We start from the raw sequence: 14244 nt of genomic DNA, 5'->3' as shown, positions 1-14244 counted from the left end.
CCAATAACCCCACACTGTATCGGGATATGGGGATTTAACCCTACGCCGTGATGGGTTACGCTCTCAGGTGCCCGGTGAAGAATGGAAGACAGCACCGGTGCCGACCAGAGAGGTGAAAAACGATGAGCTTCCTTGAATTCCATGACGTGATTCGTCAGTACGGCAGCGGCGAATCGGCCGTGCTGGCCCTTGACCATGCGACCTTCGACATCGAGCAGGGCGAACTGGCCGTGATCCTCGGCGCGTCCGGCGCCGGCAAATCCACGGCGTTGAACATCCTCGGCGGCATGGACCGCGCCACGTCCGGCAGCGTCAGGCTGGGTGATCGCGACGTCACGAAGGCGTCCGACGCAGAACTGACCGACTACCGCCGCTTCGACGTGGGCTTCGTGTTCCAGTTCTACAACCTCGTGCCCAACCTCACGGCCCTCGAGAACGTGGAGCTCGCCTCGCAGATCTGCCCCGACGCGCTCGATGCCCGCGAAACCCTGGAGAAGGTGGGGCTGGGGGAGCGCCTCAACAACTTCCCCGCACAGCTTTCCGGCGGCGAGCAGCAGCGCGTGTCCATCGCGCGCGCCCTCGCCAAGAACCCGAAGCTGCTGCTGTGCGACGAGCCGACCGGCGCCCTCGACTACAACACCGGCAAGGAGGTGCTCCAGCTGCTGCAGGACTCCTGCCGTCAGCGCGGCATCACCGTCGCGCTCGTCACGCACAACTCCGCGCTCGCGCCGATGGGCGACCGTCTAATCCGCTTCCGTTCCGGCAAGGTCACCGAGATCGCCGTGAACGCGCATCCGACGCCCATCGCCGACATCGAATGGTAGGTGGTGCCGTTGCGTAGGACCGCACTCTGGAAGGACGCGTGGCGCACGATCGCCGGCAACGGACGACGGTTCGCCGCGATCGCGATCATCGTGGCGGTCGGCGTGATGATGCTCGGCGGCCTCAACACCGTCGGCAAGGACATCCGCGCCGGCCTCGACGACTTCTTCGATTCGACCGGCATGCACGACATATCCGTCGTCTCCACGCGCGGATTCGACGACGCCGACATCGCCGCGCTGCGCAAAGCGGACGGCGTCGCCGACGCGGCGGGCATCCGCTCGCAAAGCGTCACGACGAAGATCGACGGCAAGCGCGCCGCGGCCACCGTCTCGACTCTCGACGACCGCGGCATCGACGACCCGTACCTGAGCGAGGGGCGCCTGCCGAAGGCCGGCCACGAGATCGCCGTCACGCGGCAGTACCTCGACGACTCCGGCAAGCAGGTCGGTGATACGGTGACGTTCTCCGCTGACGGTTCCGCGACGGCGACGGTCGCCGCGACCCGCACACCCGCCATGTTCGACGACGGCATGTACCGGATCGTCGGCGTCGTCATCGACCCGAACGACATCGTGAACCCGACCGGCCCGCTCGCCCTCGTGACCGCCTCGAAAACCGTCTACCCGATGTTCGTCAGTGGGGACGCGGTCGTGCGCGACGCCATGCCGTACACGTCCGCCGTCGTCACCGTCACCGGCGCGAAAGCGCTGAACACGTATGACGACGACTATCTGGACAAGGTCGACGCCGCGAAGACCGCCATCGAAGACGTCACCCCCGCGAACGTGAAATGGATCATCAACGACCGCAGCGCCGTCACCAGCTATGAGGACGTGAAGACGCAAAGCGAGATGATCGCCCGGCTCGGCACGTTGTTCCCCGTGCTGTTCCTCGTCATCGCGCTGTTGGTGAGTCTGACGGCCATCACGCGCATGGTCGAGGAGGACCGACAGCTCATCGGCACGTACAAGGCACTTGGGTACGGCCGCCGCGAGACCATGCTCAAATTCCTCGTCTACTCGGCCGCGGCCTGTCTGCTGGGCGGCGTGCTCGGCGACCTGCTGGGGCTCATCGGGCTGCCGTTCGTGTTCACCCGAAAGATGCTGGCGAACCTGTATCTGCTGCCGCACTATCCGCTGCTCGTCGACTGGCGGCTTGCCGTCGGCGGCGTGCTCCTGTTCGTCGTCGTCATCACCGGCGCGGCGATGGTCGCCTGCACGGGGTCGCTGCGGCTGGAGCCCGCCGAGCTCATGCGCCCCAAGGCGCCGAAAGCCGGCAGGACGATCATGCTGCAGCGCATCGGATTCATCTGGAACCATCTGGGATTCCTGGACAAGGTGACCGCCCGTAACCTGTTCCGCTACAAGTCGCGCGCGCTCATGGTCATCATCGGCGTGCTCGGATGCACCGCGCTCATGACCGCAGGCTTCGGCATGGGCTCCTCCGCGCTGACCCTCATGCCGCGCCAGCATGGCGAGATCTCCGTCTACGACGTGATGGCCGTCACCTCCGCCGCCGATCACGACGAGGCGCAGCAGGCGCTCGACAAGGACAAGGACGTGGAGTCCGCGCTGCCGTTGCAGCTCGGTTCCGTCACCCTGGCCTCCCCGGACGCGGACGCCGGCGACCATGACGCGAAGCTCACCGCCCAGCTCATGGTCATTCCGGACGGCGAAGCGACCGATGGTCATATCAACATCCAGACGCCGTCCGGCACGCCAATCGAACTGTATAGTTCGGACGGCGACGACCTGACCGGCGGCGGCATCGTCGTCACCGCGAACGCCGCGAAGAAGCTCTCGCTCGTCGAGGGTTCCAAGGTCGACGTGACCGACGCGATGGCGAACACCGCCGGACTGCCCGTGCTCGTGATCGCGCAGTACTACACCGGCAACGTCGTGTTCATGACGCAATCCGCCTACGAGAAGGCGTTCGACGCCGACTACGCGCCCAACGCCGACCTCGTCGACGTGAAGGGCGACGGCGACGCGCAAATCGCGTTCGCCGACCGGCTCGCCTCGCAGGACGAGTACCTGTCCGTGACGAGTTCGGCGAAGCAGGAGCGTGACTTCGCGAAGAGCTTCTCCATATTCTTCGCGATGATCGGCTTCATCGTCGCCATGGCCGCGATTCTCGCCGTCGTCGTGCTGTACACGCTCGCCTCCACGAACATCTCCGAACGCGAACGCGAGCTCGCCACCATCAAGGTGCTGGGCTTCCGCCGCGGCGAGGTGCACGGCTATGTGAACAAGGAGATGCTGCTGCTCGCCGCCATCGGCATCGCGGTCGGCCTGCCGTGCGGCCGCGGGCTGCTCGGCTTCCTCGTGGGCCGGCTCGACCTGCCCGGCATGAACATCGTGCCCAACGTGCTGTGGTACTGCTATGCGGCGGCGGCCGTGCTGGCGTTCCTGTTCACGCTGCTGGTGAGCCGCGCCACGAACCATGCACTCGACCGCATCGACATGGTCGGCGCGTTGAAGAGCCCCGAGTGACGCGGACGACGATCCGATTCGCGTGTTCGCGCGCGCAATGCGTGTGGGCCCCGCATCCTGCGGCAAGGATGCGGGGCCCACACGCGTGTTGAGACAAGGTACGCCGCCGGCGGGAATACGGAAGCCGACGGCGTTGTGTACGAGTGTACGCAACAGTATGTACGAACGTACATTACGGCGTGTATGCTGGACGACATCGACATCACGCCCGGACATCACGACAGCGAGGAGGTGCGCCATGGGGGAGTCGGCCCGCCGCTTCGACCCGGAACGCAAGGACCGCATCATCGAGGCGTGCCTCGACGTCATCGCGGCCAAAGGGGTGGCGGGTGCGTCGCACCGTGTCATCGCCGCCGCCGCGAACGTGCCGCTCGGATCGATGACCTACCATTTCGACGGCATGGCCGACCTGCTGCATCAGGCGTTCGACCGGTACGCGGACCGTTGCATCGCCTCGTTCGCCTCGCGTATGGACGAGGCGACGGACGAAGCCGGGGCGTGCGAGGCCGTCGCCCGGCACATCGAGACCGATCTGGTGAGCACGCAGCGCGACCTCGTCATCAACATGGAGCTGTACACGATCGCCGCCCGAGACCCCGCCTACCGCGACATCACCGAACGCTGGATGGCCGCCAGCCGCGCACAGCTGGAACGGTTCTTCGATGCCCCGACCGCCGCGATTCTCGATTCGCTCATCGAGGGGCTGACCCTGCACCGGGCGCTCGGTGACGGCACGCTGGACGTGGCCGCCATCCGCCAGGCGATCCGCCGCGCCGTCCCAAAATGAACGCCCGCCGTCACGCCGCGTCCGATGCGTGATAGCATGTCCGCCGCAATCAATCCGGAAAAAGAGAGACGAAGGAGAGACGCGGCATGACACGGGAGGAACGGCGCGGCATGCGCCTTGAGGCGTTGAAGGCGGCGTTCCCACTCACCGTGCCGATCGCACTCGGATTCCTGTTCCTCGGCTGCTCCTACGGCATGCTCATGGGCACGAAGGGATTCTCGTTCGTCTGGCCGATGTGCATGAGCGCGTTCATCTTCGCCGGCTCGATGGAGTTCGTCACCGTGAACCTGCTGCTTTCCGCGTTCAACCCCGTGGCCGCGTTCCTGCTCGCGCTCATGGTCAACGCACGCCACCTGTTCTACGGTCTGTCCATGCTCGGACGGTTCCGCGGACTCGGCTGGAAGCGCCTGTACCTGATCTTCGGCATGTGCGACGAGACGTTCGCCATCAACTCCGCGACGCGGATTCCCGAAGGCGTGGACCGCGGCTGGTTCTACCTGTGGGTCACCGTGCTCAACCAGGCGTACTGGGTGACGGGCGCGACGCTCGGCGGCGTGATCGGCTCCAACCTGCCGTTCGACACGGACGGTCTCGAATTCGTGCTCACCGCCCTGTTCCTCGTCATCTTCCTCGACCAGTGGCTTGGTGCCGGCACGGGCCGCCGCGGACGCGTCAGCGCAGTCGTCGGCGTGCTCGCGTCCCTCGCCTGCCTCGTCGCGTTCGGTCCGGACGACTTCATGATCCCCTCGCTGATCGCGATGATCGTGCTGTTCGTCCTACTGCGCCCGCGGCTCGACGACCTGCATGAGGGTGATACGGGAGATGCCGCCGCCACGGCAGGCGACGGCGACGAAGAAAAGGAGACGACGCGATGACGATGACCATGATCCAGGGGGTGATCACCGTCGCCGTGGTGGCGGCGGGCACGATGCTCACCCGGTTCCTGCCGTTCCTCGTGTTCCCCGAGTCGAAGCAGCCGCCGCGCATCATCGAATACTTCGGCAAGGTGCTGCCCTATGCGATGACCGGACTGCTCGTCGTCTACTCGCTGCGCAACACGCCCATCCTGACCGGCAGCCACGGCGTTCCCGAGCTCATCGCGTGCCTCGCGATCGTCGCGCTGCACCTGTGGCGGCGCAGCATGCTGCTCTCCATCGCGGGCGGCACCATCGTGTACATGCTGCTCGTGCAGCTCGTGTTCTGAGGATTTCCGTAAGGAAGGGAAAACCCGTGCAGCAGTTCGGCATCGTGCTCGGCCAGATGATCGGCATGGCCGTGATGATGGTCGTCGGCTATATCTGCGTCAAATCGAAGGTGCTCGGCGAGACCGCATTGGACGGCATCTGCGCGTTCATCCTCAAGGCGGGCATCCCGCTGCTCGTCTTCTCGAACGCCGTATCCGGCACGACGCGCGCCGACCTCATCGGATCGGACGCGATCATCGCGATGACGCTCGTCATGTACGCGCTGCTCATCGGCCTGTTCACGCTGCTCTCCCACGTGCTGCGGCTGAAGCGCGAACGCGGGCGCATGTTCCGCGGCTGCTTCGCGTTCGGCAACGCCGGGTTCATCGGTCTGCCGCTCATCCTCGCCCTGTTCCCCGGCAAGGGCGCGCTCTACTTCGCGCTCATGTCCATCGTCGACCAGTTCCTCCTGTGGACGTACGGCGTATGGACGTGCAAGAAGGTCGACGACCGGCAGTCCATCGCCGACGAACGCCCCGCACACGGCTGGCTCGACCGTCTCACGCCGCTCGTCAGCCCCGCGCTCATCGCCGTGGTGCTCGCCGTCGCGCTGATCCTCGCCGGCGTGACCATCCCCGACGTCGTGCTCACCCCGTTGAAGACGCTCGGCTCCACCGCCTCGCCCCTGTCCATGGTGTATCTGGGCGGGCTGTTCGCCATCCGCGACTGGACGGGCATCCTCGCGAAATACGAACTGTACGTGGGCATCGTCGTCAAGATGCTCCTCGTGCCCGTCGGCTTCTACGCGCTGCTCACCGCCGTGCCGCCGATGCTCGGCCTCGGCACCGCCAACCCGGACATGGTGCATATGATGACCCTCGTCTCGGGACTGCCGACCATGAGCACCATGGTCATGTTCGCCGAACGAGAACACAACCAGCCCGAATACGCGATCGGCATGGTGCTCGTCACCACCGTCGCCAGCCTGTTCACGCTCACCGCGGTCTCGTTCCTCGTGTTCTGACGGGAGGGATACGCCGCGGCGCGGGTCGCCGTAATCAGGTATCATCAAGAGGAATTACGGCGGACGCACGGATTGCCGTGCCCGCCGGCGCATCATCGGAAACACACATGGGGGACACGCATGGCTGGACGTCGATCGGCATATGTCGGGCTGCATCGCAAGCGCACCGACTGGCTGTTGATGGGGGAGACCGTGCTGTGCGCGGTGCTCGCCGTCGTCCTGTGCGGCACAATCGCATTATGGCAGGCCCGTGCGGCCGAACGCGACTCCGCGATCGTCGCAGCGCAGGCCAAGGCCGGAGCCGCGAGCGTCGAATCCGTCTCCTCGAACGCCCTCAAGCGCAGAAGCGTGCCGCAGGTCAACGAGACGCTCGCCAAGCAGCGCGAGGCCGAAGAGCAGCGCGCCCGTTGGACGAACCCCACCGGCGGCACCCAGCCCGACCTCGCCCAGTACACGGGCATCAGCGTGGACGTCGATCTCGCCGCGCAACGCGCCTACGTCAAGTCCAACGGCCAGACCATCTACACGATGATCACCAGCTCCGGCATGGACGACTCCACGCCGCGCGGCACCTACACGGTGGACGCGCGAGGCCTCCACTTCTTCAACGCGTCCGAAGGCATGGGCGCCGACTACTGGGTGCGCTTCTACGGCCCCTACCTGTTCCACTCCGTGCCCACCGGGCAGAACTTCGGCGAATACCTTGAGGACGAGGGCGCGAAGCTCGGCCAGCCCGCCTCGCACGGCTGCGTGCGTCTCAGCATCGCCGACGCGAAATGGCTGTACGAGCAGCTGCCCGACGGCACGCCCGTCACCATCGCATGAAACCCATCGTCGCCTGAATTCTCGGTGAACTTTCCGCCGCCGCGCGTATGACCCCCATACGCGCGGCGGCGTTTTCGATTAAGCTGGAAATCCGCGCGTTCCGGCGGTCCCGGAATGTGACTGACGACGCAACGACGACAAGGAGACGCCCATGAGCATGCCGCTCGACCTGTATGTGATCCGACACGGCGAATCCGAGGCGAACATCATCGTCCAGGCGGGGGACCGGGGCGACAATTCGCTGTACACGCAGGACAACGTGACCGTGCCCGACCGCTCCTGGCGACTGACCGGCACGGGACGCAAGCAGGCCGACTGCATCGGCCGCTGGCTCGTCGGCCAGCAGCAGCTGTTCGACCGTTATCTCGTCTCCCCGTACGTGCGCACGCGCGAAACCGCCGCCACGATGGCCCTGCCCAAGGCGAAATGGGAGGAGAACCGCGTCATCCGCGAACGCTCCTGGGGCGAGATCAACACGATCACCAAGGACGAGTTCAAGACCAACTACGCGCGCAACTGGATGTTCAAGAACACGGACCCGCTGTACTGGCGTCCGCCGGCGGGCGAATCCGTGGCCGACGTGGCCGAGGACCGCGTGCACAACGTGCTGAGCTCCCTGTCGCGCAAATCCGATCTGGGCAGCGTGGTCATGGTCACGCACGGCGACTTCATGCTCGCGCTCATGCTCACATTGGAGGATCTCTCGGACGAGGAGTTCCTGCACCGCGCCGCCTCGCCTGACTGGGCGATCACCAACTGCACATGCCTGCACTACACGCGCCGCGACCCGGAGACCGGACGCACCTCCAAGCGCATGCACTGGGAGCAGACCGCCCGGCCCGTCCTCAACGAGGAGACCGGCAAATGGGAGGTGAAGGTGGACCCGTGGCGCGAGTTCAAGCGCCCGTATCTTTCGAACGGCGACCTGGTGGACGTGGTGCACGCCGTCGACCCGCACCTGCTCGACTACTACGGCAAGTGACGGCGACGCATAGGGCGGCTACAATGGCTTCGAATCGCGGGGATGAGGTACACCCCGCAAGAGAGAAGCTAAGGAGAGCCCTATGAGCGAACCCAAAGGCAACATCTTCCAGTGGAAGCTGCACGGCGACGGCAAGACACTCGCGCCCGGCGAAGTCGTCGAACCCGATGAGCGCCTGACCTGGACGCGCACCGCCGGCATCGGCGCGCAGCACGTGATCGCCATGTTCGGCGCCACGTTCCTCGTGCCGATCCTCACCGGATTCGACCCGTCCACCACGCTGTTCTTCACCGCCATGTCGACCGCGCTGTTCCTGCTCATCAACAGGAACGTGCTGCCCAGCTACCTGGGTTCCAGCTTCGGCTTCATCGCGCCGATCACCGCCGTCACCACCGCGCACAAGGGCATCGCCGTCGCCAGCTTCGGCATCATGGTCACCGGCATCCTGCTCGCCCTGATCGGCATCGCCGTGCACTACGCGGGCGCCAAGTGGATCGACATCATCATGCCGCCGGTCGTCAACGGCGCCATCGTCGCGATCATCGGCTTCAACCTCGCGCCCAGCGTGTGGAACAACTTCCAGGCCGCGCCGGACACGGCCATCGTCACGCTGCTTGCGGTGCTGCTCATCGCCGTGCTGTTCAAGGGGCTGCTCGGCCGTCTCAACATCCTGCTCGGCGTGATCGTCGGCTACGCGTACGCGTGCTTCCGCGGCCAGGTGGACTTCTCCGCCATCTCCGGTGCCGCATGGGTGGGTCTGCCGAAGTTCCACATGCCGCAGGCCGACTTCACGATCCTGCCGATGTTCCTGCCGGTCGTGCTCGTGCTCGTCGCCGAGAACGTCGGCCACGTCAAGTCCGTGGCGCAGATGACCGGCCGCGACTACGACGACCAGATGGGCACCGCCCTGCTCGCCGACGGTCTCGGCACCACGCTCGCCGGCTTCGGTGGCGGTTCCGGCACCACCACGTACGGCGAGAACATCGGCGTGATGGCCGCCACCAAGGTGTATTCGACCGCCGCCTACTGGTGCGCCGCCGGATTCGCGCTGATCCTGTCGCTGTGCCCGAAGTTCGGCGCCGTCATCAACACGATCCCCGCCGGCGTGCTCGGCGGCGTCACCACGCTGCTCTACGGCATGATCGGCATGATCGGCATTCGCATCTGGGTGGAGAACAAGGTCAACTTCGACAAGCCGCTCAACATCATGGTCGCCGCCATCACGATGATCATCGCGATCGGCCAGTTCGCGTTCACCGTGAACGGCATCTCGTTCAACGGCATCGCCATCGGCACGATCGTGATCCTCGTCGCCTACCACGGTCTCAAGGCCGTCGGCAAGATGACCGGCACCATCGAAAAGAACGACCCCGACATCCTCTAACCCATCGCCCAGTGTTGTCGCCCCCGCCGGTGTATCGCATGCCGGCGTGCGGCACTTTTCGCCCCCCGCTGGCGGGGGCTGTCAGCGAAGCTGACTGGGGGTGGTGCGGCCGGCCCAATCGGGCCCTTGCCGGACACCACCCCCAGTCCCGCGATGCGGGACAGCCCCCGCCAGCGGGGGCATTCGTATGTGGCGCCGCATGTCGCCCGTCATAGCCCCCGCCCGCGGGGCATCCTCATATATGGTGCCGCATCCCGCCGGCGGGGGCGTTCGTATGAGGCGTTACCTCGTGCCGCGGTAGGCGTTGGGGGTGAGGCCGAAACGGCGGCGGAACACGCTGATGAAGTAGCTCGACGACGAGAATCCGCAGGCGCGCGCCGTCTCCGCCACGGAGGCGCTCGTGCCGGCGAGCATGCGCTTCGCCTCCTCCAGTCGCCGTTCGGTGAGGAACTCGTTGGGCGTGCGCCGCACGTACCGGCGGAACAGGATGCAGCATTGGCTGCGGCTCACCCCGCCGGCGGCCGCGATGTCGTCCAGGTTCAGTGGTTCCGCGAACCGCTGCTGGACGAGTCCGGTCATGTTGAGCACGGTCATCAGGTCGCGCCGGTTGGCGCCCCGCGCGCCGCCGTTACCGGAGACCGCGCCCGCGACGCCCGCCATGCCGGCACCGTTGCCGTCCATCCTGCCGCCGTTCCCGGTTTCCGCGTCATCGGCACTGTTGATTTCGTCGCCGTCGCCGTCGACGCGGGGCGCGAACCGGTCGAGCACCATGTCGCACAGACGGATCGACGCGGCGACGGCCGGCAGCGGGTCCGCTGCGGCCACGTCGTCGTCTGCCGGCGCCACGCCCGCCGCCCGCGTGATGCGCGTGGGGGAGTCGCGTCTCACGCCGCCTCCCGGCATGAGACGGATGACCTCCTCGACGCCCATCAGCAGGTCGCGCTGCCAGTCGACATCCGGCGACAGCGTCAGGAAGTCGTCCATGTCCTGCGAGAACGCGCGTGCGCACCGCGCGTTCGTCGCCGGCGTGAGATCCTCGAACAAGGTCGGGCTGACGACCGCGCAGGAGAACCATGATTCGCGCCGGTCCGGCGAGAAGCCGTAGTGGAGCCGGCTGGAGTTGACGACCATGCCATCGCCCGGATGCAGCACGGTGACGGTGCCGTTGACGAAATAGTGTAGATCCCCGCTCACTACGCGGATGAATTCGAGGTCGCGATGCCAATGGCAGGGGCAGCGGTAGTCGGCGAACGTGGACAACGGGTCGCACCGCGCGTAGATCGGCAGACCGGGGACGTTGTAGTAGATGTGTTCGGACATGTCCGAGAACACGGTGATCTTCTTCGACGGCATCGCTGCCGACCTCCATCCGACGATATCAGTCATATACGATTTTGATATTATCATCGCCGTTGACTCGATGACGGCGCCGTGGCGGCGCGTTTCGAAGCCATATGATTGAGGCATCTTCGCACTGCAGTGGAAGAACGGAACAAGGAATGTGACCCGCCGGGATGTGGACGATTACGCCATGTCCCGGCCCGTCGGAACCAAAGGAGTGATTCCCATGCGAACCATCATCGACACCGAAATGAACGTCAAGGCCGTCTCCATGCTCACGCGGTTCTTCGCCGCCTGCCGCGGATGGGTGGCGGAGCGTCTCGCCGCCCCGTACGAGGACGACTGGCTGTCCATCTGGTACCCGAAGAACGTCGCGCAGATGGCGTGACGCTCCGGCAGCGGACCGCCGATGGCATGCCGGAACGTGACCGGGTCGGCGCGCCGCCGGGCGAAACGCGACACCGCGTCGGAACGGTTCGATAGCCTGAACCATGACCCAAGAACCCATCCTCGTGAGGGAGAACCGGATATGGCAATGCAATCGAACGGGAAGAACATCGCGATCGTCACCGGCAGCGCGCTCGGCCTCGGCTACGAACTGGCCAGGCAGCTCATCGCCGAAGGCTGGTTCGTGGCGGGCGTCGACTTCAACGCCGAACGCCAGACCGAACTCGAAGGGGAGTTCGGCGCCGAATCCTACAAGGCGTTCGTCGGCGACGTGTCCGACGAGGCGTTCGTGAACGCCTCCATCGCCGAGATCGCCGAACTCGGCCACGTCGACCTGCTCATCAACAACGCCGGGCAGCCCTCGTTCAAGACGCCCACCGCCTACGAGGCCGCCGACGTCGACAAGTGCCTCAAAGGCCTGAAGGGCATGATCCTGTGGTCGGTCGCCACGCTCAAGGCGGACGGCGAGGCCGACCTCAAGATCGCGAACGTGATGAGCACCGCCGCCACGCGCGGCAACGCCAACGAATCCGTCTACTGCGCGACCAAGTGGGGTGAGAAGGGCTACACGCAGAGCCTCAAGGCCGCCTACAAGGGCACGAGTGTGAAGATTGTGGGCGTCTACCCGGGCGGCATCGACACCGCGTTCTACCGTGACAGCCACGACTACGTGTCCGAGGAGAAGCAGCACACGTTCATGGACCCGGCCCAGCTCGCCGGCGTGATCCTGTTCAACCTCGTCAACGACGCGAACCTCACCGTCTCCGACATCCTCATCGAACGCAACTACGTGTGACGCGCGCGTCGCGCGGCGGACATGGCGTCTTCACCGTCTCCGCCGCGCGGACGGCACCCTTGCGTGCGGCGCCGCACGCAAAGTATCGGCCTTACGCTACTGTCGTATGGTTTGCGCAAACCGCGCATGATCCCATATGACATGAAAGGCCGTTGTGCCAGATACAACCTTCCCTACGCCCGTCGTCGAGACGCGCGCCAAGACCTTCTTCGAGCTCGGCGTTCCCGAGCCGCTGTGCCGCGTGCTCGACGCGGACGGCAAGACCGATGCGTTCCCCATCCAGGAGGACACCCTTCCCGATTCCCTCGCCGGCCGTGACATCCTCGGCCGCGGCCGTACCGGCTCGGGCAAGACGCTCGCCTTCTGCATCCCGCTCGCCGCGCGCCTGTGCGAGGCCGCGTGGGAGCCGGGCATGGCGATGTCCGAATTCCGCCGCAACGTCAAGTTCATCCGCCGCGAGCGTCTCGCGGAACGAGAGGAACGCGGCTTCCTGCCGCATCCGCACGGGCTCGTGCTCGCGCCGACGCGTGAGCTCGCCAACCAGATCAACGACGTGCTCGAACCGCTCGCCCGCATGATGGGCATGACCACGACCACCGTGTACGGCGGCGTCAAGCAGAACCGTCAGGTGCGCGACCTCAAGTCCGGCGCGGACATCGTCGTCGCCTGCCCGGGGCGTCTTGAGGACTTGCTGCGTCAGAAGCTGCTCACCCTGTCTGATGTGCGCGTCATCGTCATGGACGAGGCGGACGAGATGGCGGACATGGGCTTCCTGCCGCCGGTGCGGCGCATTCTCGGCCAGATTCGCCCCGATGCGCAGCACATGCTGTTCTCCGCGACGCTCGACCATGGCGTCGACGGTCTGGTGCGCGAGTTCCTGCGCGAGCCGAAGACGCATAGCGTGGACGAGCCGGCCGCCGTGGTCGACACGATGACCCAGCACGTGTTCGAGGTGGCGAAGGACGACAAGTTCGAAGTGGTGCGCCAGCTGGCCGCCGGAACCGGCAAGCGCATCCTGTTCACGCGCACCAAGTTCCAGGCGAAGAAGCTCGCGAAGAGCCTGACGAACAGCGGCGTGCCCGCCGCGCAGCTGCACGGCAACCTCAACCAGAACCAGCGCGACCGCAATCTCGCCGCGTTCGAGGACGGCGACGTGAACGTGCTGGTCGCCACCGACGTGGCGGCCCGCGGCATCGACGTGAGCGACGTGGAGCTCGTCGTGCAGATCGACCCGCCGGACGATCCGAAATCGTTCGTGCACCGTTCCGGTCGCACCGCGCGCGCCGGCCATACGGGCGACGTGGTGACGCTCGTGCTCCCGTTCCAGCGCCGAGAGGCGAAGCGCATGCTCAAGGCCGCCGGCATCGACGTGAAGCCGGTCGCCGTGCGCCATGATTCGCCGGAAGTGCAGGAGCTCGTGGGGGAGCGCGCCCCGATCGTCAAGGATTGGAACCTCGACGACACGCAGCCCGCCGGCAATCCGCGCAAACGCAAGAACCGCAAGACGCAGGACGACGAGGGCCGCAACGGCAGGTCTCGGGGCGGCAGGCGCGGCGACGGCGGCGACGGCAGGTCGCGTACGCCCGCGAACATCGCGTTCGTCGACGATTTCGATGCGGTCGACGGGACCGGATTCGACGATCCGTTCGCGGACGACGGAGACGATTCGCGTCGGAACCGTCGTGGCGAGCATGGTGGTCGTGACGACCGCCGTACGGACCGTTCGACGCGACGTTCCTCCCGTGACGAGCGCGGCCGCGACCGCAGCGAGAAGCCGGCTGGCCGGAAGAACCGCGCCGAGCGTCGCGCCGGCATGCGCGACGCCGAGGCGGAACGCCGCGACCGTCGTTTCGAGACCGGCGACTCGCATCGTTCCAAGCGCGGCGGCTACCGCGACGACGCGCGTTCGGACCGCAACGCGAAGGGTGACAAGGGCAAGGGCGGCAAGCGTATCCATCGCAGGGACGAGAACCGCGTCGTGCAGGACGAGCGCGGCGAGGCCGCGAAGCGTCACGACCGCCGCATGATCGCCAAATACGGTTCCACCGACGGTCCGCGCCGTCGCCACTCCAAGCGCAAGACCGTCCCCTTCCGCAACCGCTGACCCCTTATCATGCTCCCCCTGAAGGGGGAGCTGGCGGCGCAGCCGTCTGAGGG

The 14244-nt window shown here is 66.1% G+C and carries 13 protein-coding genes; 12 read left to right on the top strand and 1 reads right to left on the bottom strand.

Translation table 11 applies throughout. The features are described from left to right. Nucleotides 1–122: 122 nt before the first annotated feature. The 9 genes from BSTEL_RS06170 (at nt 123) to BSTEL_RS06130 (ending at nt 9503) form a co-directional block, all read left to right on the top strand. Entirely contained in the window at nt 123–824 is a 702-nt protein-coding gene (locus BSTEL_RS06170; RefSeq protein ID WP_034528351.1) for an ABC transporter ATP-binding protein, read from the top strand. Between the two features lie 3 nt (nt 825–827). Beyond that, the gene (locus BSTEL_RS06165) at nt 828–3317 is read left to right on the top strand and encodes an ABC transporter permease (protein WP_156963189.1); all 2490 of its coding nucleotides are present in this window, start codon (nt 828–830) and stop codon (nt 3315–3317) included. A 238-nt stretch (nt 3318–3555) separates the two neighbouring features. Beyond that, the gene (locus tag BSTEL_RS06160) at nt 3556–4104 is read left to right on the top strand and encodes a TetR/AcrR family transcriptional regulator (protein ID WP_034528349.1); all 549 of its coding nucleotides are present in this window, start codon (nt 3556–3558) and stop codon (nt 4102–4104) included. Between the two features lie 86 nt (nt 4105–4190). After that, nucleotides 4191–4979 (top strand): AzlC family ABC transporter permease, encoded by a 789-nt coding sequence (locus tag BSTEL_RS06155; protein WP_051922889.1) that lies wholly within the window; start codon nt 4191–4193, stop codon nt 4977–4979. After that, the gene (locus BSTEL_RS06150; RefSeq protein ID WP_034528347.1) at nt 4976–5308 is read left to right on the top strand and encodes a branched-chain amino acid transporter permease; all 333 of its coding nucleotides are present in this window, start codon (nt 4976–4978) and stop codon (nt 5306–5308) included. Before BSTEL_RS06155 ends, BSTEL_RS06150 begins: the two co-directional genes overlap by 4 nt. Before the next feature lie 26 nt (nt 5309–5334). After that, the gene (locus BSTEL_RS06145) at nt 5335–6312 is read left to right on the top strand and encodes an AEC family transporter (protein WP_034528345.1); all 978 of its coding nucleotides are present in this window, start codon (nt 5335–5337) and stop codon (nt 6310–6312) included. Between the two features lie 120 nt (nt 6313–6432). Further along, nucleotides 6433–7137 (top strand): L,D-transpeptidase, encoded by a 705-nt coding sequence (locus BSTEL_RS06140; RefSeq protein ID WP_034528343.1) that lies wholly within the window; start codon nt 6433–6435, stop codon nt 7135–7137. Nucleotides 7138–7288: 151 nt separating this feature from the next. Beyond that, nucleotides 7289–8119 (top strand): histidine phosphatase family protein, encoded by an 831-nt coding sequence (locus tag BSTEL_RS06135; RefSeq protein WP_034528342.1) that lies wholly within the window; start codon nt 7289–7291, stop codon nt 8117–8119. Between the two features lie 82 nt (nt 8120–8201). Then, complete coding sequence (locus tag BSTEL_RS06130) at nt 8202–9503, top strand: uracil-xanthine permease family protein (RefSeq protein ID WP_034528340.1); 1302 nt, start codon at nt 8202–8204, stop codon at nt 9501–9503. Between the two features lie 282 nt (nt 9504–9785). On the opposite strand, the gene BSTEL_RS12725 is transcribed toward BSTEL_RS06130, so the two are convergent. Continuing rightward, nucleotides 9786–10889, bottom strand: coding sequence for an AraC family transcriptional regulator (locus BSTEL_RS12725; protein WP_238567637.1), 1104 nt, complete (start codon nt 10887–10889; stop codon nt 9786–9788). Between the two features lie 181 nt (nt 10890–11070). Here BSTEL_RS12725 and BSTEL_RS12145 point away from each other — a divergent pair, with 181 nt between their 5' ends. From BSTEL_RS12145 to BSTEL_RS06115, 3 genes are all read left to right on the top strand, one after another. Continuing rightward, on the top strand, nt 11071–11232 hold the full coding sequence (locus BSTEL_RS12145) for a hypothetical protein (protein WP_156963188.1): 162 nt from the start codon (nt 11071–11073) through the stop codon (nt 11230–11232). A 147-nt stretch (nt 11233–11379) separates the two neighbouring features. Beyond that, on the top strand, nt 11380–12087 hold the full coding sequence (locus BSTEL_RS06120) for an SDR family oxidoreductase (protein WP_420796394.1): 708 nt from the start codon (nt 11380–11382) through the stop codon (nt 12085–12087). Nucleotides 12088–12241: 154 nt separating this feature from the next. After that, on the top strand, nt 12242–14191 hold the full coding sequence (locus BSTEL_RS06115) for a DEAD/DEAH box helicase (protein ID WP_034528334.1): 1950 nt from the start codon (nt 12242–12244) through the stop codon (nt 14189–14191). Nucleotides 14192–14244 lie beyond the last annotated feature (53 nt).

It is taken from the genome of Bifidobacterium stellenboschense (genome assembly GCF_000741785.1).
In the GTDB taxonomy this organism is placed as follows: domain Bacteria; phylum Actinomycetota; class Actinomycetes; order Actinomycetales; family Bifidobacteriaceae; genus Bifidobacterium; species Bifidobacterium stellenboschense.
This window is presented reverse-complemented; position numbering and strand designations above follow the sequence as displayed.

What these genes read in the sequence shown, in the direction of transcription:
- BSTEL_RS06170 (WP_034528351.1), top strand. Translation starts at nt 123, where the DNA reads ATGAGCTTCCTTGAATTCCATGACGTGATTCGTCAGTACGGCAGCGGC.
- BSTEL_RS06135 (WP_034528342.1), top strand. Translation starts at nt 7,289, where the DNA reads ATGAGCATGCCGCTCGACCTGTATGTGATCCGACACGGCGAATCCGAG.
- BSTEL_RS06150 (WP_034528347.1), top strand. Translation starts at nt 4,976, where the DNA reads ATGACGATGACCATGATCCAGGGGGTGATCACCGTCGCCGTGGTGGCG.
- BSTEL_RS12145 (WP_156963188.1), top strand. Translation starts at nt 11,071, where the DNA reads ATGCGAACCATCATCGACACCGAAATGAACGTCAAGGCCGTCTCCATG.
- BSTEL_RS06160 (WP_034528349.1), top strand. Translation starts at nt 3,556, where the DNA reads ATGGGGGAGTCGGCCCGCCGCTTCGACCCGGAACGCAAGGACCGCATC.
- BSTEL_RS06120 (WP_420796394.1), top strand. Translation starts at nt 11,380, where the DNA reads ATGCAATCGAACGGGAAGAACATCGCGATCGTCACCGGCAGCGCGCTC.
- BSTEL_RS12725 (WP_238567637.1), bottom strand. Translation starts at nt 10,889, where the DNA reads ATGACTGATATCGTCGGATGGAGGTCGGCAGCGATGCCGTCGAAGAAG.
- BSTEL_RS06155 (WP_051922889.1), top strand. Translation starts at nt 4,191, where the DNA reads ATGACACGGGAGGAACGGCGCGGCATGCGCCTTGAGGCGTTGAAGGCG.
- BSTEL_RS06130 (WP_034528340.1), top strand. Translation starts at nt 8,202, where the DNA reads ATGAGCGAACCCAAAGGCAACATCTTCCAGTGGAAGCTGCACGGCGAC.
- BSTEL_RS06140 (WP_034528343.1), top strand. Translation starts at nt 6,433, where the DNA reads ATGGCTGGACGTCGATCGGCATATGTCGGGCTGCATCGCAAGCGCACC.